Annotated in this window: 11 protein-coding genes and 2 tRNA genes; 1 reads left to right on the forward strand and 12 read right to left on the reverse strand. The window is 74.4% G+C overall.

Annotation, left to right across the window (positions count from 1 at the left end; genetic code table 11):
• Positions 1-9 precede the first annotated feature (9 nt).
• The 7 genes from ACFV3R_RS03035 to ACFV3R_RS03065 all read right to left on the reverse strand — a co-directional run bounded on the left by ACFV3R_RS03035 (position 10) and on the right by ACFV3R_RS03065 (position 12,500).
• Positions 10-2,871, reverse strand: coding sequence for a ComEC/Rec2 family competence protein (locus tag ACFV3R_RS03035; RefSeq protein ID WP_385574444.1), 2,862 nt, complete (start codon positions 2,869-2,871; stop codon positions 10-12).
• 95 nt (positions 2,872-2,966) lie between these two features.
• Complete coding sequence (locus tag ACFV3R_RS03040) at positions 2,967-3,797, reverse strand: helix-hairpin-helix domain-containing protein (RefSeq protein WP_385574447.1); 831 nt, start codon at positions 3,795-3,797, stop codon at positions 2,967-2,969.
• 680 nt (positions 3,798-4,477) lie between these two features.
• Complete coding sequence (locus ACFV3R_RS03045; protein ID WP_385574450.1) at positions 4,478-5,338, reverse strand: DegV family protein; 861 nt, start codon at positions 5,336-5,338, stop codon at positions 4,478-4,480.
• A 212-nt stretch (positions 5,339-5,550) separates the two neighbouring features.
• Positions 5,551-6,363, reverse strand: a complete 813-nt coding sequence (locus ACFV3R_RS03050) for a hypothetical protein (protein ID WP_385574453.1) — start codon at positions 6,361-6,363, stop codon at positions 5,551-5,553.
• A gap of 270 nt (positions 6,364-6,633) precedes the next feature.
• The gene (locus tag ACFV3R_RS03055) at positions 6,634-9,537 is read right to left on the reverse strand and encodes a leucine--tRNA ligase (RefSeq protein ID WP_385574457.1); all 2,904 of its coding nucleotides are present in this window, start codon (positions 9,535-9,537) and stop codon (positions 6,634-6,636) included.
• Between the two features lie 425 nt (positions 9,538-9,962).
• Positions 9,963-11,915 carry a protease pro-enzyme activation domain-containing protein gene (locus tag ACFV3R_RS03060; protein WP_385574460.1) on the reverse strand — a complete coding sequence of 651 codons (1,953 nt, stop codon included), beginning with the start codon at positions 11,913-11,915 and terminating at the stop codon, positions 9,963-9,965.
• Positions 11,916-12,427: 512 nt separating this feature from the next.
• Positions 12,428-12,500, reverse strand: a tRNA-Ala gene (locus ACFV3R_RS03065).
• 268 nt (positions 12,501-12,768) lie between these two features.
• Between ACFV3R_RS03065 and ACFV3R_RS03070 the strand changes: the two genes are divergently transcribed.
• Positions 12,769-14,181 carry a glycosyltransferase 87 family protein gene (locus ACFV3R_RS03070; RefSeq protein WP_385574463.1) on the forward strand — a complete coding sequence of 471 codons (1,413 nt, stop codon included), beginning with the start codon at positions 12,769-12,771 and terminating at the stop codon, positions 14,179-14,181.
• Positions 14,182-14,205: 24 nt separating this feature from the next.
• On the opposite strand, the gene ACFV3R_RS03075 is transcribed toward ACFV3R_RS03070, so the two are convergent.
• From ACFV3R_RS03075 to ACFV3R_RS03095, 5 genes are all read right to left on the reverse strand, one after another.
• Entirely contained in the window at positions 14,206-14,439 is a 234-nt protein-coding gene (locus ACFV3R_RS03075; RefSeq protein ID WP_385574466.1) for a hypothetical protein, read from the reverse strand.
• Between the two features lie 446 nt (positions 14,440-14,885).
• A tRNA-Ala gene (locus ACFV3R_RS03080) sits at positions 14,886-14,958 on the reverse strand.
• Positions 14,959-15,128: 170 nt separating this feature from the next.
• Positions 15,129-15,782, reverse strand: a complete 654-nt coding sequence (locus ACFV3R_RS03085; protein WP_385575458.1) for a histidine phosphatase family protein — start codon at positions 15,780-15,782, stop codon at positions 15,129-15,131.
• Positions 15,779-16,207, reverse strand: coding sequence for a ribosome silencing factor (gene rsfS, locus ACFV3R_RS03090; RefSeq protein ID WP_385574469.1), 429 nt, complete (start codon positions 16,205-16,207; stop codon positions 15,779-15,781). Before rsfS ends, ACFV3R_RS03085 begins: the two co-directional genes overlap by 4 nt.
• 167 nt (positions 16,208-16,374) lie before the next feature.
• A complete protein-coding gene (locus ACFV3R_RS03095) occupies positions 16,375-18,510 on the reverse strand; it encodes a LytR C-terminal domain-containing protein (protein WP_385574472.1) in 2,136 nt (711 codons plus the stop codon).
• Between the last annotated feature and the right edge of the window lie 13 nt (positions 18,511-18,523).

Here is an 18,523-nt window from a genome sequence, read left to right on the forward strand (position 1 = left end):
AGCCGCTGTTCAGGTTGGCGGGTGCGCCGCCGACAGTCGGGGGCGGCGCTTCCCCGGGCCGCGTCGTGACAGCCGGCGTGCGGCCGAGCGGCTGCGGCGCGCAGGCGTGCCCGGCCCGCGGGAGCCCCGGCCGTCCCGGCCCCGCAGACGGCCCCTGCCCCGGACGACGGTGGCCGGTCGCCCGTGGACGCCGGTCACCGCGATACTGCCCGAGGTGTCCGTGCGCAGCACCGTGGCGCCCACGGCACGCAGCATCGCCAGGGTGACGGGGGCGGGGTGCCCGTAGGGATTGCCCGTCCCACAGGAGATGAGGGCAAGCCTCGGCGCGAGCCGGGCCAGCAGTTGCGGGGACTGGTGCGCCGAACCGTGGTGGGCCACCTTGACCACGTCGACGCGCGGCAGGTCCGGATGTGCCGCCAACAGCGCCTCCTGGGTGGCCGGTTCGAGGTCGCCGAGCAATGCCAGCGTCAGGCCCGAGGTGCGGACGAGCAGTGCCACACTGGTGTCGTTCGGATTGACGTCCTCCCCGGGGTCAGGTGTCGCGCCGGGGTCGGCAGGAGTACCGCCTTCCACGGCCGGTGGCACGGTCGTGGGGTCGCCAGGAGGCGGTTGCGGCCACAACACCTCCCAGGAGACCGGCCCGACCCGCCGACGCTCCCCCATCGAGGCCTGGACCAGCGGGACGTGGGCCCGTGACACCTCGCGGCGGACGAAGGCTGCCTGCCCCGGCGGGGTTCCCAGCCCCGTCGTCTCCACCACGCCTACGGCGCGACCGTGCAGCACCCCCGGCAGGCCGTCGACGTGGTCGGCGTGGAAATGCGTCAGGAGGAGCAGGGGGATGCGCCGCACCCCCAAGTCGCGCAGGCAACCGTCGATGGCTCCGGGGTCCGGCCCGGTGTCGACGACCACGGCGCTGTCGCCGCCCGTCGCCAGGACCAGGCCGTCACCCTGCCCGACGTCACAGGCCACCATCCGCCAGTCGGGAGGCGGCCAGCCCACGACGAGCCGGGCGAGTGGAAGGGGCCGGAGGACGAAGAGCACCAGGCAGACCACCACGACCGCGCAGAGCCAGGTCCGCCGGAGCAAGGCTCGCCCCACCAGCACGACCACCGGGAGGCAGAGCAGGAGCAGCAGACCACCCCATGCCCCGCCCGGCCACGCGAAACCGGCGCCGGGCGCGCTCGCCCCGGTGCGCGCCACCAAGGCGATCCACCGGACCGGCCAGGCAGCGACCCACGCGAGGACGGCGGCCGGCAGCGGTGCCCAGGAGGCGGTCGCCAGACAGGCGAAGCCGAGGACGGTGGCCGGGATCACGGCGACCTCCGCCAGCAGGTTGCACGGGACGGCGAGGAGGCTGACACGACCGGCGATGACGACCACGAGTGGGGCGCAGACCAGTTGGGCAGCCGCCGTTGCAGCCAGTGCCTCAGCCAGTCGTGGGGGCACACCTCGTCGCCGCAGGTGTTCCGCCCAGCCGGGCGAGACGAGCAGCAGGGCCCCCGTGGCGAGGACGGAGAGCGCGAAGCCGTAGTTTCCGGCGAGCCAGGGGTCGACGAGGACGAGGAGGAGGACGGCGGCTGCGAGCGCCGGCACCAGTGCGCGGCGGCGGCCGGTGGCCAGGGCGAGCAGGGTGATCAGTCCGCAGGCAGCGGCCCGCAGGACACTCGGCTCGGGACGGCACACCACCACGAACCCGGCCACCAGCATTCCCCCGGCGAACGCCGTGGTGCGCAGGGGCAGGCCCAACCGCGGTGCGAGCCCGCGGCGTTCGGCGCGGCCGGCGAGGTGGGGTGGGCCGATGAGGAGCGCCAGCAGGATGGAGAGGTTGCTGCCGGAGACCGCCAGCAGGTGGGTGAGGTCGGTGGCGCGGAACGCCTCCTCCAGATCGGCCGGTACCCGTGAGGTGTCACCCACCACCAGGCCGGGCAACAACCCGCGGGGGTCCGGGCCCAAGCCGTCGGTGGCGTCGCGCAGGCCGGCGCGGAGCGTGCCGGCGAGACGTTGCGTGAGGCCGGCGGGGGCGGTCTGGTGCGGCGGTCCGGTGGCGGTCACCCGCAGCACGGCGGCGGTCGGGACGCCACCGGGCAGGGGTTCGGTGACTCGGGCGGTGACACGCAGCCGGGTGGAGGGGAGCAGGGAGAGCCACGCCCTGGTGCTGGTGCCCTGCGCCCCCGGCGGGGGCCTGTTGCCCCCGACCGGTCGCTTCGGGCTCGTGTAGCCGGGCCCCGAGCTCGCCCGGGTCGGCTCGTCGACGGGGACGAGGACGAGCACGGGGGTGTGCGTCGTGACCGCGGGACGTCCTGCGGGGTGCACGGCGGTGGCGTCGCCGGTGAGACGCACCAGCGTGGGACCGCGGCGGGCGCCGGAGGCCCGTGCTCGGGTGAGCTCCGGGTCTCCGGTCACTTCGAGGTCGACGACGGCGTCAGCGCGCTGGCGTGCCAGTTGGGGGAGGGGACCGCGGCGCAGGTCGGCGGCGTGCAGGGTGGCGGTCGCGGCACCGACGGCGCCGGCCAGGAGGACGGCCGCCAGGGCGAAGTGGGCCTTGCCGCGCCGGGTGGAGTCCGCCGGCGGGTCGGTCGTAGTCGTGCCGACCGTCGTCCTCGGCCGCTGTCGCCACGCCGCCCACAGGACCAGGCCGGCGACGCACACCGCGGCCAGGGCACCGGCGAGCACAGCGTTCGAGTCGGCGTGCAGGCCGACCGCTGCGGCCCCCCACGCGGCGAGCGCGGGACCGACCAGCCGCAGGTCGCGTGAGGTGGCCAGGGAAGCGACGGTGCCGCTCCGGCCCGCGGGGTCGGCCGGGGCCGGCGCGGGGCGGGCGGTGCCGGGAGGGACGGTGTTGGGAGGGACGGTGCCGGGAGGGGTGGTCACCTGCGTGGGGGTGGGCGTGGGGGGAGCGGTCACCCGGCGTGGAGCCTGCTGGGTGGCGCGGGGGCGGGAGGAGGCGGGGTGAGGGGAGGGCGGGGTCATGGCTGCACCCGGGGGCGGAGGTCGCTGAACCGCCGGTCGCCGATGCCGTTGACGTCGCGGAGCTGGCTGACGGAGGTGAAGCCGCCGTGCTGCGTGCGGTATTCGACGATGTGCTGTGCCAGCACCGGGCCCACCCCGGGCAGCGTCTCCAACTCCTGCGGGGTGGCCGTGTTCAGGTGCACGACGGCCGCCCCAGCCGCACCGCCGGCGGATGCCGGTGGCGCTCCCGCGAGGGCAGGGCCGGGCCCCTTGCCGACGGTCCCCTCGGTCACACTCGGCGCGGCGGGCCCAGCCGCTGTGCCGGGACCGGCGACGAGGATCTGCTCGCCGTCGACGAGGAGCCGGGCGCGGTTGAGGTTGTCGGTGTTGGCTCCTTTGAGGGTCCCGCCGGCTGCCCTGAGTGCGTCGGCGACGCGGGCACCTGCGGGCAGGTGTCGCACCCCGGGGTCCCGCACCCGTCCGGCGACGTCGACGACAAGCGTTCCCCTGGGCTGTGCGGCCCGGCCGGTGCCGGTGGTGGGCGGCGCGGTGGACCTCTGGGACACGGCTGCCGGGGTGACCAGCGTGGCGGGAGGCACTTCTTTCGGGGCGGCGGCCCCGAAGTGGACGACCGCCAGGCCGAGTCCCACGGCGAAGACCGTGAGCAGGGCCGCCAGCGCACGACGGCTGAGACCGCACCGGGCCTGCACCCACAGGGGAAGCCTCGTCCACGTGGGGGCGAGCCGGTCGAGCGCCCGGCGAGCGCGCTCCCCGCCTGCGCCGGGGAGGGCGGCCGGGGGCTTTCCGGGGCCGGTGGAGTCGGCAGCGCCGGCCTCGGGAGGCGCCACGGGGGAAGGTACCGCGGGGGAAGGCAACGCGGGGGAAGGCACCGCGAGTGGAACGGGCGCGGTCGCGGGCATGGGCCAGGACGTCCACGTCAGTCCCGCCGCACCCGGTCCCCCTGCCCGTGAACCGGCGTCCGCGTCCGCGGGGGCCGGCATCGCCGACGGCTGGGGGGCGAGTGAGGACTCGGGGAACTTGCCGGCAGGAGACGACGTCGGCGCTTGCGGACCGCTCGCCTCGCAGACGTCCGTCGGTTCGGGTGCGGTGGTGCGGCGGGGCGGGCCGGACCACTCGGAGGCGAGGAAGCGTGGCGGCGCGGCGCCGGGCCGGGCGGCCTGGGGACGGTCGCCGGTCGTCAGGAGGGCCTGGGCGCGGGAGTGAAGTGCGGCAGCCATGGCGGTCCGGCCCGCCGAGGGGCGACACCGGGCAGGTCGGCGGACTTCCGCACCGCCCCTTTGCGCGCGGGGCAGTTCGGCGGGGACGGAGGAGGCGGCGGAGGCACGGTGGGGCACGGAGAGTGAGGAGAGGTCCATGTCCACGACGGTAGGGCGCGGGGCAGGGCGCCGGGCGCAGGCCTCAGAATCTGTGCACAACAGGGGAGTTGTGGATAAAACCGCCACTCCTTGGAGTGGCATTGCAGCACCGCCGCCACGGAACCACCGCGACCGTCCGATCCTGGGAAGGCTCACCGGGGCGAGACGACCACTCCCAGCAGTCCCGGTCCGGTGTGCGCGCCGATGACCGCGCCGACTTCGCTCAGGTGCAGGTCTCCCAGGCCCGGTACGCGGTGGCGCAACCGGTCCGCGAGTGCCTCGGCCCGGTCCTCGGCCGCCAGGTGGTGTACGGCGATGTCCACCCGCTCCTCTCCCCGCCGCCCCGCAGCCGCGCCCTCGACGGCGATCTCCTCCAGGCGTGCGATGGCGCGGGAGGCCGTCCGTACCTTCTCCAGGGGCTCGATCCGGCCGTCGGCGAGGCGCAACAGCGGTTTGACCGCGAGTGCCGACCCGATGAGGGCGTGGGCTGCGCCGATGCGTCCGCCGCGCCGGAGGTAGTCGAGGGTGTCGACGTAGAAGAAGGCCGAGGTCCGCTCCGCCCGGGCGCGGGCTGCGGCGACGATCTCGTCCGTGTCGCGCCCCGCCGCGACGGCCTCCGCTGCGGCCAGGGCGCAGAAGCCCAGCGCCATGGCCACCATGCCGGTGTCGACCACGTGGACGGGGACCGGCGCCTCCCGCGCTCCCAGGACGGCGGCGTCGTGGGTGCCGGAGACCTCCGAGGAGAGGTGGAGGGAGACGATGCTCTCGGCCCCAGACGCCGCGACACGGCGGTAGGCCGCCGCGAACGTCTCGGGGCCGGGCCGGGACGTGGTCACCGGCCTGCGGTGCGCCAGCGCCTCCGCGAGGGACCGCGCGGAGATCTCGGTGCCCTCCTCCCAGGCGCGGTCCTCCAGGACGACGGTCAGCGGCACCACGGTGATGCGGTGCCGTTCCAGCGTCGCCGGCGGAAGGTAGGCCGTGGAATCGGTGACGATCGCGACATGGCGGGACATGACTGGGAGGTTAGTCGGGGCGACCGGGTGGGGTCATCAGAGGTTCCGCTTTCGTGATCAAGAACTCTCCGGCCCCGGCACCGCCCCGCTCCCCCGCGTTCCCGAGCCGCCACCCGGGACCGCTGCCCCCGGCGGCACCGGCGCCTCAGCAGGCTTTCCCGTGCCTGAGGCAGGTTCGGTGCCGGTCTCTCAGCAGGTCCGGTGCCGGCCTCTCAGTAGGCCTTGTCGGGCCGCGGGGCCTTCTGCCACGGAGCGGTGGGAGCCGTCCTCTCCCGCGGTCCGAGCGCCCGCGGACCGCCGGCGGGCGGGCCGGAGGTCCCGCTGCGGCCGTCCGCCACCGCGTCCTCCCCTGCGCCACCCGCTTCGTCCTTCGCCGCGTCTCGCACGCCGGCACCCGGTCCGGTCGGTCCGGCGCCGGGGCGTGGGGTCGTGGCACCGTCTCCTGCGGTGCCGGGCTCGGTTCCCAGCGGGCCGCTGCCGCGGATGTGCCAGTCGCGCAGCGCACCCGCTTCCACGTCGATCTGGGCGCCGAGCGCGGCGAGGTCGTCCTCGGCCAGGGTGCGGGCCCGGTCGCGCGCGGCCCATCGCAGGGAGTCGGCGGACGTCACGATGCGGTCGGTGCGCTCCCGCAGCTCCGGCAGGAGCGTCTGCACTCTCGTCCGGTCGGGTTCGCGCTCCAGGCGGCGCAGTTCGTCGTCAAGGGTGTGGCCGTGGTCGCTGAGCCGTTCGAAGAGGCCCAGCGCCTCGCTCAGCGAGGAGTCGGCGCCGGCGGCGCCGCGCAGGGCGTCCTGGGTCGCGCGCATGCTGGTGCGGAGCCTGAGTCGCAGGCCGGCGAGCTCACCGGAGACGCCGGGCTGGGTGAGGCGTCGGGCCCGGAGCGTGGACTCCTCGACGCTGCGCCGGGCCTGGCCGACGGTGCGGTCGACGCTGCGCTTGGCGACCTTGGCCACCTTCACCGTGGCGACCGCGGCGGTGACCACGAAGAGGAGGAAGAGCAGGGCGACGATCGCAAGAACGGTCTCCATGGGCTCTCCCGTCGAGGTCGTGCGGCCGGTGGGGGCGCGCACGGCACCCTGCCGCCACGCCCTCCGGGCCGACGCCCGGACCGGGCGGGGCCCGCAGGACCACCGCACACCTTCTCCACGGTAAACCCGCGAGGGTGCTCGATGGTTCCGGCGCGTCCCCCATCGTCCCCGTAGTGGAAAACCCGGGCCCGGGCAGTGCTGCCCGGCCCGGGTCGCCTCAGGCCGCCGTGCGGAGGGCGGCCCGCCGGGGCGGGCCGCTTTGCCGCGGTCTCACGCGGGGACGATGTTGACCAGCTTGGGGGCCCGGACGATGACCTTCCGGATCTCCGCGCCGCCCAGTGCGGCCACGACCGCCTCGTGCGAGAGCGCCGTCGTCTCCAGTTCCGCCTCGGTGATCGCGGGGGACACCTCCAGACGGGCCCGCACCTTCCCCTTGATCTGGACCACGCAGGTCACCGTCTCGTCGACGACGTACGCCAGGTCGGCGACGGGGAAGTCCTGGTGGACGACGGAGTCGGTGTGGCCCAGGCGGCGCCACAGCTCCTCGGCGACGTGGGGTGCCAGCGGCGCGATGAGCAGCACCAGGCGCTCGGCGACGCTGCGCGGCAGGGCACCGCCGGCCTTGGTCAGGTGGTTGTTGAGCTCGGTGATCTTGGCGATGGCGGTGTTGAAGCGCAGCCCCGCCAGGTCCGCGCCCGTCCCGTCGATCGCCTTGTGCAGGGCGCGCAGGGTGTCCTCGTCGGGCTCGGTGTCCACGACGGTGACCTCGCCGGTGGACTCGTCGACGATGTTGCGCCACAGGCGCTGCAGGAGCCGGTACTGGCCGACGACGGCGCGGGGGTCCCAGGGCCGGGAGACGTCCAGGGGGCCCATCGCCATCTCGTACAGGCGCAGCGTGTCGGCGCCGTACTCGGCGCAGATCTCGTCCGGGGTGACGGCGTTCTTCAGGGACTTGCCCATCTTGCCCAGGACGCGGCTGACCTTCTCGCCGCCGTACCAGTAGGCGCCGTCGCGCTCCTCGACCTCGGCCGCGGGGACCGGGATGCCGCGGCTGTCGCGGTAGACGAACGCCTGGATCATGCCCTGGTTGTAGAGCCGGTGGAAGGGCTCGTTGGAGGAGACGTACCCCAGGTCGTGGAGGACCTTGGACCAGAAGCGGGCGTACAGCAGGTGCAGCACGGCGTGCTCGGCGCCGCCGATGTACAGGTCGACGCCGCCGTGCGGGCGGTCCTGGTCGGGGCCCATCCAGTAGCGCTCGTTGGCGGGGTCGACCAGACGCTGGTCGTTGTTCGGGTCCAGGTAGCGCAGCTCGTACCAGCAGGAGCCGGCCCAGTTGGGCATGGTGTTGGTCTCGCGGCGGTACTTCCTGGGGCCGTCGCCCAGGTCCAGGGTGACGTTGACCCAGTCCTCGTTGCGGGACAGCGGCGTCTCGGGCTGGGTGTCGGCGTCGTCCGGGTCGAAGGTGCGCGGGGTGTAGCCCTCGGCGCTGGTGACCTCGGGCAGCTCCACCGGCAGCATCGAGTCGGGCAGCGCGTGGGCCACGCCGTCCTCGTCGTAGACGATGGGGAAGGGCTCGCCCCAGTACCGCTGGCGGCTGAACAGCCAGTCGCGCAGCCGGTAGTTGACGGTGCCCTCGCCCTTGCCGGTGTCGGCCAGCCACAGCGCGATCTTCGCCTTGGCGTCGGCGACCGTCAGGCCGTCGAGGGAGACGTCGGTGCTGTCGGAGTTGATGATCAGGCCGTCGCTCGCCGAGAACGCCTGGTCCCAGGAGGCCGGGTCGGTGCCGCGGTTGTCGTCGGTGGGTTCGACGACGCAGCGCATGGGCAGTTCGAAGGCGCGCGCGAAGGCGAAGTCGCGGCTGTCGTGCGCGGGCACCGCCATGATCGCGCCGGTGCCGTAGCCCATCAGGACGTAGTCGGCGATGAAGACGGGGACGCGTTCGCCGTTGACGGGGTTGGTGGCGAAGGCGCCGGTGAAGACGCCCGTCTTGTCCTTGGCCTCGGCCTGCCGCTCGACGTCGGACTTGGTGGCGGCCTGCTTGCGGTAGGCGGCGACGGCGTCGGCCGGGGTGGCGTGCCCGCCGGTCCAGGCCTCGCGGGTGCCCTCGGGCCAGGCGTCGGGGACGATGGAGCGGACGCTGCCGTCCTCGCTGCCGGAGACCAGTTCGTGCTCGGGCGCCAGCACCATGTAGGTGGCGCCGAACAGGGTGTCGTGGCGGGTGGTGAAGACCGTGATGTGCTGCCCGTCGCCCACGGGGAAGTGGACCTTGGCGCCCTCGGAGCGGCCGATCCAGTTGCGCTGCTGGAGCTTGATGGCCTCGGGCCAGTCCAGGCCGTCCAGGTCCGAGAGCAGGCGGTCGGCGTAGGCGGTGATGCGCATGTTCCACTGGCGCAGCTTCGCCTTGAAGACGGGGTAGTTGCCGCGCTCGGAGCGGCCCTCGGCGGTGACCTCCTCGTTGGCCAGGACCGTGCCCAGCCCGGGGCACCAGTTCACGGGCGCGTCGGAGGCGTAGGCCAGGCGGTACCGGCCCAGGACCTCGGCGCGCTCCAGCGGGGTCAGGTCCTGCCAGGGGCGGCCGTCGGGCGTGGGTCGCTCGCCGGCGGCGAACTGGGCGACGAGGGTGTCGATGGGCCGGGCGGCGCGGGCCTCGGGGTCGTACCAGGAGTTGAAGATCTCCCGGAAGATCCACTGGGTCCACTTGTAGTAGTCGGGGTCGATCGTCTCGATCGACCGGCGCTGGTCGTGGCCCAGGCCCAGGCGGCGCAGCTGGCGCCGCATGCTGGTGATGTTGGCCTCGGTGGAGACGCGCGGGTGCGTGCCGGTCTGCACGGCGTACTGCTCCGCGGGCAGTCCGAAGGCGTCGAAGCCGAGGGTGTGCAGGACGTTGTTGCCGGTCATCCGCAGGTGCCGGGCGTAGACGTCGGTGGCGATGTAGCCCAGCGGGTGGCCGACGTGGATGCCCGCACCGGAGGGGTACGGGAACATGTCCATGATGAACTTCTTGGGGCGGGCCACCGTCTCGGGCGGGCCGGCGAGGTCGCCTGCCGGGTTGGGCGCCTCGTACGTGCCCTCGGCGTCCCAGGTGCGCTGCCAGCGCTCCTCGATCTCGGCGGCCAGCGCGGCCGTGTAGCGGTGGGGCGCTGCCGTCTCGGCAGCCGGAGTCGTCTCGCTCATCGTCCTCAAAGCTCCATCGGTCGTCTCTGCCTGCGGGCCCCGGCACGTTCCTGGCTGGCTGCTCCCACCAGGTGCGGCGACCTCCCGGGCCGGGGTCCGGGAGGGCTCGCGGTGCCGCGGTGGAAACAAAAAATCCCCTCGCACAGGAGGGGACGCCGCGCTGACTCCGACAGTGACGGCCGGCGTGTGTGCCCTTGGGGCGTGTGTGCCCTTGGGGACACGGGCCGTCGGTCGGTGCTCGTCAGCGCGGCCCGCTAAGCAGAAGGCGTACGGCACGCATGGGGTCAGACTACCGCAGGGCCGCGACGGGCCGCCGCCGGGAGGCCCGCCCACCGTGGCCGGAACGCGGCGCGGCGGCCGGCCGTCCCCGTCCGGGCCGGCCGACCGCCGCATCGCGAGGGGTGGGTGACCGGGTCACCCACCGGTCACGGTTTGTAGCTGGTGACGTACTGGGACGAGGGCGAGCCGACGCCGGTCACGTCGTCGTAGCCGACGGTCGCCGACAGGGAGCTGTCGGTGCCGAGGGTGCGCAGCGAGGTCAGCAGGCCCTCGCTGTCGTCGACGCTGTTGGCGTAGTCGACGCGGACCACGGCCAGGCCCTTGCCGGCGCCCAGCGGGTGGTCGGTGACGTCGTGGTACGCACCGGTGCCGTAGCGCTGGTAGATGCCGGGGTTGGCGAAGCCGATGGCGACGCCGTGCCGTGCCTGGGTGGCCAGCGCCTGGACGCCGGCGATGACGGGTGCGGCGAGCGAGGTGCCGCCGATGCGGTACTCGCTGTAGCCGAGGGTGCCGTCGGCCTGGGTCTGGGTCTGGCCGACGAGGAAGCCGGTGTTGGGGTCGGCGACCGCGGCGATGTCCGGCACGGTGCGCATGGCGGCGCCGCCGTTCGCGGTGGCGAGCCCGTCGGGGACCACGCCGCGCTGGTAGTACGGCTGGGCGACGGAGCTGCTGGTGCCGCCACCGGCGCCGCTGGTGAAGGCGCCGGGGAAGTCCTTCCAGTTCTTGCCGTTCTTGGACAGCGAGGACTTCTCGGTGCCCCAGCCGGTCTCCCACTGGTAGGTGTCGCCCTTGCCGACGGCGAGGGCGGTGCCGCCCACGGCGGTCACCCAGGCGGAGTTGGCGGGGGTGTCGACCTGCTTGGTGCCGGTCGAGGCGACGTTGTCGCCGTCGTCACCGGAGGAGAAGTAGAAGCCGATGCCCTCGACGGCGCCCTGCTGGAAGATCTGGTCGTAGGCGGCGGCGACGTCCGGGGTCTCGTTGGCCTCCACGTCGCCCCAGGAGTTGGAGACGATGTCGGCGAGGTGGCCGTCGACGACCTTGCCCAGGGAGTCCAGCAGGTCGCTGTCGTTGCAGGAGGCCCCGCCGACGTAGACGATGTCGGAGTCGGGCGCGACGGCGTGCACGGCCTCGACGTCGAGGGTCTCCTCGCCGTACCAGCCGGCCGCGTCGCACTCCTCGATGCTGGAGTACTTCTTGGGGACGACCTGGGTGAGCTGCCCGGCGCGGTAGGGCTGGTCGCCGTTGCGGTTGGCGTACCGCCTGGCGTCCTTGGCTATGGTCGGCGAGGCGTAGGCGTCGGTGATGGCGACGGTGACGCCCTTGCCGGTGTACTTCTTCGCGCCGTAGGCGGCCCGCAGCTGCGCTCCTGTGTAGCCCTTGACCGCGTAGGGCTGCTTCTGGCCGTACGCCGACGGGAGGTCCTCGGCGACCTTCTGGCCGTGGTACGCGGACAGCGGGCCCGCGTTCTTGAACACCGGCCCCGGCGGCGGGAGCTGGGAGTCGTGCCGCGACATGCGCGGGGCGTTGTCCAGGCCCGAGACCGTCAGGACGGCGTTCTTGACGGAGTCCGGAACGGAGGCCGCGGCGGCGGGGGCATGGTAGGTGTGGCTGCCCTTGCGGTAGTCGTGCAGGTCGGTGGCGAAGGCCTTCTCGGCAGCCGTGACGTCGCCGCTGACACCGACGTAGTGGTCGGTGGTGCGGGTGACCTTCAGGCCGGCGCTGCGGAGCCAGGCGACCACCTGGGCGGTCTGCTGCTCGGTCGCGCCGTAGCGCGCACGGACCTGGGCGGGCGTCAGGTACCGCCCGTAGGAGTCGGACTGCGGGTCGGAGACCGCCTTGGCGTAGGCGGCGAGGCCATGGGCGTCACGGCCCGCGAGGTAGACCCGGGCGGTGACGTCCTCGGAGCCGGCGGTGGCACCGCGGTCGGCGGCCTTGGTGGCCCACAGCGGCTTGGTGCCCTGGAGGGCGTGACGGCTGTGGCCGCCGGCGGCCTCGGCGGCGGGTGCGCCGAGCGCGAGCGTGCCGGCGACCAGCGGCAGCGCCGCCGCCCAGGCCAGGCCGGTGCGCGTGAGGCGCGCTCTGGAGCGGCTAGTTCTCATGGAACCCCCTGCGATGTGACGTGTCGCGGCGGCGGTGGGCCGCGAGCGAGGTCCGTGCGCGGAGACACACGTGGGGCGCCACTCTTTCGATCATCTGTTCATGTCAGGGGCATGCGTTCACCAAGAAAGCACCAAGTAAAGGTGGCCGCGGGCCTGTTCGACGGTGGACACCGGACCGGTGGACGCCTCACGAAAGGCCCCGGCCTCCCGACCCGGCGGGAACACCCGACTGCGGACGGGGGTACGCCGGCGACGAGGAGGAGCCGGGGCGCCGAAGCCACCACACCCCGGCGGACCTGCGCCCTGCGGCCCGGGGCGATGCGGCGGGCCGGCCTCCCGGTGCTCCCGGCCGTGCGGGCACCTGCCCCGGGGCCGCCCCGGGGAGGCGGCACGGGCCGGACCAGCGGCGGCGGGCGGTCCGCTCACCTGCCGGAGGCCGCGAGGCGGGCCGAGGGGCCCGTCGCACACAGCGGTGAGGGCCGTCCGCTACGGACGGCCCTCACTGGAAAGTGTGGAGCTAAGGAGAATTGAACTCCTGACCTCCTGCATGCCATGCAGGCGCTCTACCAACTGAGCTATAGCCCCGAGTGTCGGTTCCGGAGGATGACTCCGGGCTTCCGCCGGGTTTCCCCCGCGGCGACATCGACAACATTACACGCCCCCACCGGTGGTCTGCCAAATCGGTTCCCCGGCTCCGGTGGCCGCCGTCCACGATCCCTGGCGACGCGGGTTGCCGGGCGGGCCCCTGCCGGTCCCTCGTGTCCGCTTTCTTCTACCGTTGTCCCCTGGCCTCCCGGCCGCACCCCGTCCCGCCGCAGCCCCACCGCCGGCCCGTCCCCCAGGAGCATCCGCCGTGACCGCGCTGGAGCCGCAGCCTTCCGTCGAGTCCCACGGCCGGGCCCACCGGGTCCGGCGTCCGCGCGCCCTCCTCGGCGCCGCCGCGGGGTGTCTGCTGTCCTTCACCGCGTTCTGGGTGGCCCAACGGCTGGCGCACGTGACGATGGTGGACCTGATGGTCTACCGCGCCGAGGGGGGCACGGCCCGGTCCGGCGGGGACCTGTACGACATGGTGGCGACCTCCGCACACCTGCAGAACACCTACCCGCCCTTCGCCGCGCTGCTGTTCACCCCGCTCACCCTCGTCGGGGTGGCGCCGATGCGGACGCTGGCCACCGCCGGCAACCTCCTGCTGCTGGTGGCCGTGGTGCACCAGAGCCTCGCCCTGCTGCGCCCGGCCGCACCGCGCGGCGAGGCGGCCGGTCCGCGTCGCCCGGCGGCCCACTGGGCGGTCACCCTGGCGGTGTCGGCGGGGGCGGTGTGGTGCGAGCCGGTGTGGACGACGCTGCGCTACGGCCAGATCAACCTGCTGCTGGCAGCGCTGGTGCTGTGGGACGTGCGGCGGCGGCCGGGGAGCCGGCTGGCGGGCGTGGGGACCGGGATCGCCGCGGGCGTGAAGCTGACACCGGCCCTCTTCGTCGTCTGGTTCGCCCTCGTCGGGGTGGCCAGGGCGGTGACGGCGCTGCGCTCGGGAACGGGGCTGCGCGAGGCCTGGAACCCCTGGCTGCGGCGGGCCTGCACCGCGACGGTCACGTTCCTGGCGACCGTGGGCGTGGGGGCGGCCCTGCTGCCGCACGACTCGCGCCGCTTCTGGACCGAGGTGGTCTTCGCCACGGACCGCGTCGGCGACATCGAGATCACCGCGGACCAGTCCCTCCACGGCGCCTTCGCCCGCCTCCTCCACACCCCCCAGCCCGGCCCGGTGTGGAGTGTGGCGGCGGTGGTGGTGGCCGCGCTCGGCCTCTGGCTGGCCACCGCGACCGCGCTGCGGGCAGACCGCTCCGGCGGCCCCGGCCCGGACGCCGCCTGGGCGACGGTGACCTGCGCCGTGACGGCCCTGCTGGTGAGCCCCATCTCGTGGTCGCACCACTGGGTGTGGGGGGCGCCGATGGTCGTGGTGGCGGCCGCGCAGGCCCGGCACGCGGGCGGGTGGCGGCGGGCGGCGGGACGGCGCTGGTGGGCGGCGGGCGCCGGGCTGGCGCTGGCGCTGTGCTCGTTCGCCCTGTGGTGGGTGCCGCACCGCTGGCACGCGCACCAGGAGTTGCACCAGGGCCCCGTCCAACTGCTGCTCTCCGACGTCTATCCGCTGGCCGGACTGGGCTTCCTGGCCATGGCGGCGGTGCGGCTGCGGGCCGGCACCGGACGGGCAGCGGCCGCCGGCCCGCAGGCGCGGACCGGGGCCGCGGCACGGGCCGGGTCGGTCGGCTGACAACGGGTCAGCGCACGGGGAGGATCAGGCGCTTGCGAAGGAGTAGAAGCGCTTGAGGGTGCAGTGCTCCTCCAGCAGCCGGCCGTAGATGGGTTCGCCGTCGAGTTCCCGGTAGGTCTCGATGGGGTCGCCGACGATGATGAGCGCCCGGGCGCATTCCTCGCACCAGTACTGGTACTCGGGGTTGAGGGGCTCCATGTCGCGGACGATGGGCGTGCCGCTGCCGCACCAGTCGCACTTCCGGCTGTGGGCACCCATGATCAGCTCCCGGTGTGGCCGCACGCCGTCAGCGCACCGACCGTCATGGCCAAGGTCTCTCCCCCGCCGCTCCGGTCCCGGCCCGCTGCGTGACGCGGGATCGCCGGGGCGGGACCGCCGGTGAGGTCGCGTGCGGGCACCGCTGCACCGGGCAGGGGGCCGACCGCCCCGGGGACGCTCCTGGGCATCGCTCGTCCTCTCCTCCCCTGCCGGCGGCCGCCGTCCGATTCTGCCACGCCCCTCACACGGAGTCAGGACCGCCGCAGGGGGCCGCCCCCGCACCCGCCACGCCGTCCTTCTACCCACTTCGCATGTCGCGCGCACCGCGCCCGCACGCCGGCGCCGGGAGGCGGCCACCCTCGTGACGTCCGCGGCACAAACAGAGAATCCCGCCCACGGTCCACCGGCCATCGGCCGGCGTTCCGCAGACGGGATCATCCGAACTGTGGAGCTAAGGAGAATTGAACTCCTGACCTCCTGCATGCCATGCAGGCGCTCTACCAACTGAGCTATAGCCCCGTGTCGCGCTGTCCGCCGGTTTCCCGGGCGGCGCCGCGAACAAGAAGAACTCTAGCCTGCGACCTGCCCGGATGGGAAATCCGGGTCCTGCGGGGCGGCCGGGACCCTCGCCCCGGCCGCCGTGCCGCGGCTCCGGAGCGTGGAAGGGCCGCACGGCCGCCGCCCGGCCGTCAGTCGTCGTCGCCCAGGACGGGCTCCGGCAGGGTGCCCGCGTTGTGCTCCAGCAGCCGCCAGCCGCGGGCCCCCTCGCCCAGGACGGACCAGCAGCAGTTGGAGAGGCCGCCCAGCCCCTCCCAGTGGTGCGAGGGCAGGCCCAGCAGCCGGCCGATGGTGGTGCGCAGGGTTCCGCCGTGGCTGACGACGACGAGGGTGCCGCCGTCGGGCAGCTTGTCGGCCGCGGCCAGGACGGCCGGCGCCGCCCGGTCGGCGACCTCGGTCTCCAGCTCGCCGCCACCGCGCCGGACCGTCTCACCGCGCTTCCATGCGGTGTACTGCTCGCCGTACCGCTCGAGGATCTCCTCGTGGGTCAGCCCCTGCCAGTCGCCCGCGTAGGTCTCGCGCAGCGCGGCGTCGTGGGTGGCCGCCAGCCCGGTGATCTCCGTCAGCTCGGCGGCGGTCGCCCGGGCGCGCTGGAGGTCGGAGGCGATCACCGCGTCCGGGCGCAGGGCCGCCAGCAGCCGGGCGGCGCGGCGGGCCTGGCGCACCCCCACCTCGGTGAGCGGGATGTCCGTGGTGCCCTGGAAGCGGCGCTCGAGGTTCCACGCCGTCTGACCGTGACGCCACAGGACGAGCCGCCGGCCCCGCCCCGCCGGGGTGCCGTTCAGTGGTCCGCCCCGTCCGGGCCGGCTTGCTGCTCGGCCTGCGCGGCCCTGCCGCGGGTGGCGCGGGCCTCCTCGGGGAGCTCCAGCTCGGGGCAGTCCTTCCAGAGCCGCTCCAGGGCGTAGAAGACGCGCTCCTCGCTGTGCTGGACGTGGATGACGACGTCGACGTAGTCGAGGAGGACCCAGCGGGCCTCGCGGTCGCCCTCGCGGCGCACCGGCTTGGCGCCGAGGTCCTTGTTCAGGCGCTCCTCGATCTCGTCGACGATCGACTTGACCTGGCGGTCGTTGGGCGCCGAGGCCAGCAGGAAGGCGTCGGTGATGGAGAGGACGTCGCTGACGTCGTAGGCGATGATGTCGTGCGCGAGCTTGTCGGCGGCGGCCTGGGCGGCGGCGTTGATCAGCTCGACGGAGCGGTCCGTGGCGGTCACAGGAGGTACTTCCGGTCGGCGGATGGATACCTCACCAGGGTCTCACGGGCCGATGACACACCCGTCCGAAACCGGGGCGGGCCTTCGCCCCGGCCCGTGACCGGGGCGAGCGCGGGCCCGAGGGAGCGCCGGGACGCCCGGCGGCAGCTCCGCCGGGCCGCCACCGGTCAGCCGTCGTAGTCGCCGCCGAGCACCACGGTGACGTCCGCGTTCGACGCCCCCTTGCCCTTGGTCACCGCGGACTGCGGGAGGCCGAGCGTCCTGGCGACCTCCACCGCCTTGGCCTTCTGCGCGTCCTGGCCGTACAGCACCTGCGAGGCGCTGCGCCGCGCCGCGGTGCCGCCGTCCACGTAGGAGTACCCCCCGTTGGTGACGGCCGCCCGGGCCTGGTCGGCCGCCTTCCGGTCGCCGGTGGCGTCCCGGACGCTGACCCGGGTGACGCCCGAGGTGCCGGTCTTCTTCAGCGAGCCGCCCAGGACGTCCTTGACGACGCTGTCGGCGGTCCGGTCGCTGAGCGTGCCGTCCGGGCGCACCGGCAGGACGGTCGTGCGGTAGGCGCCCGCCTTGACGAGTTCGGCCCGTGCGGCGAGGGAGGTGCCGAGGTCGTCCTCGGTCAGGGGCGGGTCGAGGACCTCCATGAGCGACTTGACGGTGGCCGTCGCCCCGGCGGAGTCGCTGGAGAGCTTCTTGAGGGTGGCCTGCAGGACCTGCCCGAAGCGGGTGAGCTGGTGGGCCTGGTCTTCGCCCGGGGCGCGGTAGGTGGCGTAGGCCACGGCTGCCTGCCCGCCGAGCTGCTGAGCGTCGCCCTTCTTCACCAGGGGGGCCGCGCCGCGCTTGGCGCCGGGGACGCTCGTGTCGGTGTCCACGGTGATGCCGCCCACGGTCTCGACGAGGGAGTCGAGGTAGGGGGTGTCGAGTCGCCAGCTCGCCTTGACGTCGGCGCCGAGCAGGGTGTTCAGGCTGTCCCGGGTGGGTTCGACGCCCTCGTCCTTGACCGACTTGGCCAGGGTCGTGGTCGTGCCGTCGTCCCGGGGGACGGCGAGGTCGCCAGGCAGCAGCACCGTGGTGCCCCGGTGGGTGGTCTCGTTGTCGACCAGGAGGGCGGTGGAGCTGTCGCCGCTGTCGATGTCGTGCAGGTGGACGACGAGCACGTCCCGCTTCTGGGCTCCCACCGCCGTGGCCGCGCCGCCACCGCCGGCGGACAGGCCCGGCAGCCGCCCGGACCACCACAGGTAGCCGACCGAGCCGACCAGGGCCAGTGCGAGGACGACGCACAGTGCCACGCGGCGGCTGCGCCCGCGGCGTTTGGCCTCCTCGCGGCGTTCGGTCCGGCTCTCGGTGAACTTCAGCCAGTCGATGACGTCCTCGGACTCCTCGTCCTCCTCCTCGACGAACGAGAACTCCTCGGTGTGGTACTCCGGCCCGCCCTCCCCCTGCGCTCCGGCCGGCCCGGCCGGCTCCCGGGCGGGTGCTGCGGCCTGCGGCGGTATGCGGCGGCCCTCCTGCGGCCGGGGGGCCCACTCGTCCTGCGGTTCCGACTCGTAGGGGGCCTGCGGCGCGGTGTGCGGCCCGCTCGGGTCGTGAGGGCCGCCCGGTACGCCGGCGGGTGCCCCGCCGTGGCCCGGGGCCCAGCCCTGCGGGGCGGCGCCGCGGCGGTCCCCGTCGTAGGGGCCGGGCTGCGGCGGGTACGGCTCCTGCGTCGCCGGCCGGGCACCGCGGCCGTAGGGGTCCTGCGAGGCGTACGGGTCCGATGTGGCGTACGGGTCCGGTGAGTTGTACGGGTCCCGGGGTTCCTGTGGGTGCACAGGCGCGTAGGACTCCTGGGGTACGTACGGGTCCCGGGGGGCCTGCGGGTCGCGGTAGCCGTAGGAGGCCTGCGGGGCGTAAGGGTCTCCGGGGGGCGGGGCGGCCGGGGTGGCGTACGGGTCTCCGGCGTACCGGCCCTCGTGCGGCGCCGGCCCGCCCTGCTGGGCGTAGGGGTCGTACGCGGGCCGGGGGGCCTGCGGGGCGTACGGGTCGTGGGCGGCGTAGGGGTCCGCCGCCTGGTGGCCGCGTTGGGCGTAGGGGTCCTGCCCGGGATGACCGGCGTAGGGGGCGGGGCCACCCTGCCGGGGCGGGTACCCCTGGGGGTGGCCACCCGCGTCGTACCCGGTGGCGCCGTACCCGCTCTCCTCGTAACCGGCCTCGTCGTAACCGGCGTAGGGGTCGGCGTTCTGCTCTCCGTAGGGCTGGCGCTGCCACGGGTCGGGGCGGCGGGGCGTTGCGTCCCCCTGCCCGTACGGGCGGTCCTGTCGGTCGTTCACCGTCGGCCCTTTC

The organism is Streptomyces sp. NPDC059740 (assembly GCF_042733155.1).
In the GTDB taxonomy this organism is placed as follows: domain Bacteria; phylum Actinomycetota; class Actinomycetes; order Streptomycetales; family Streptomycetaceae; genus Streptomyces.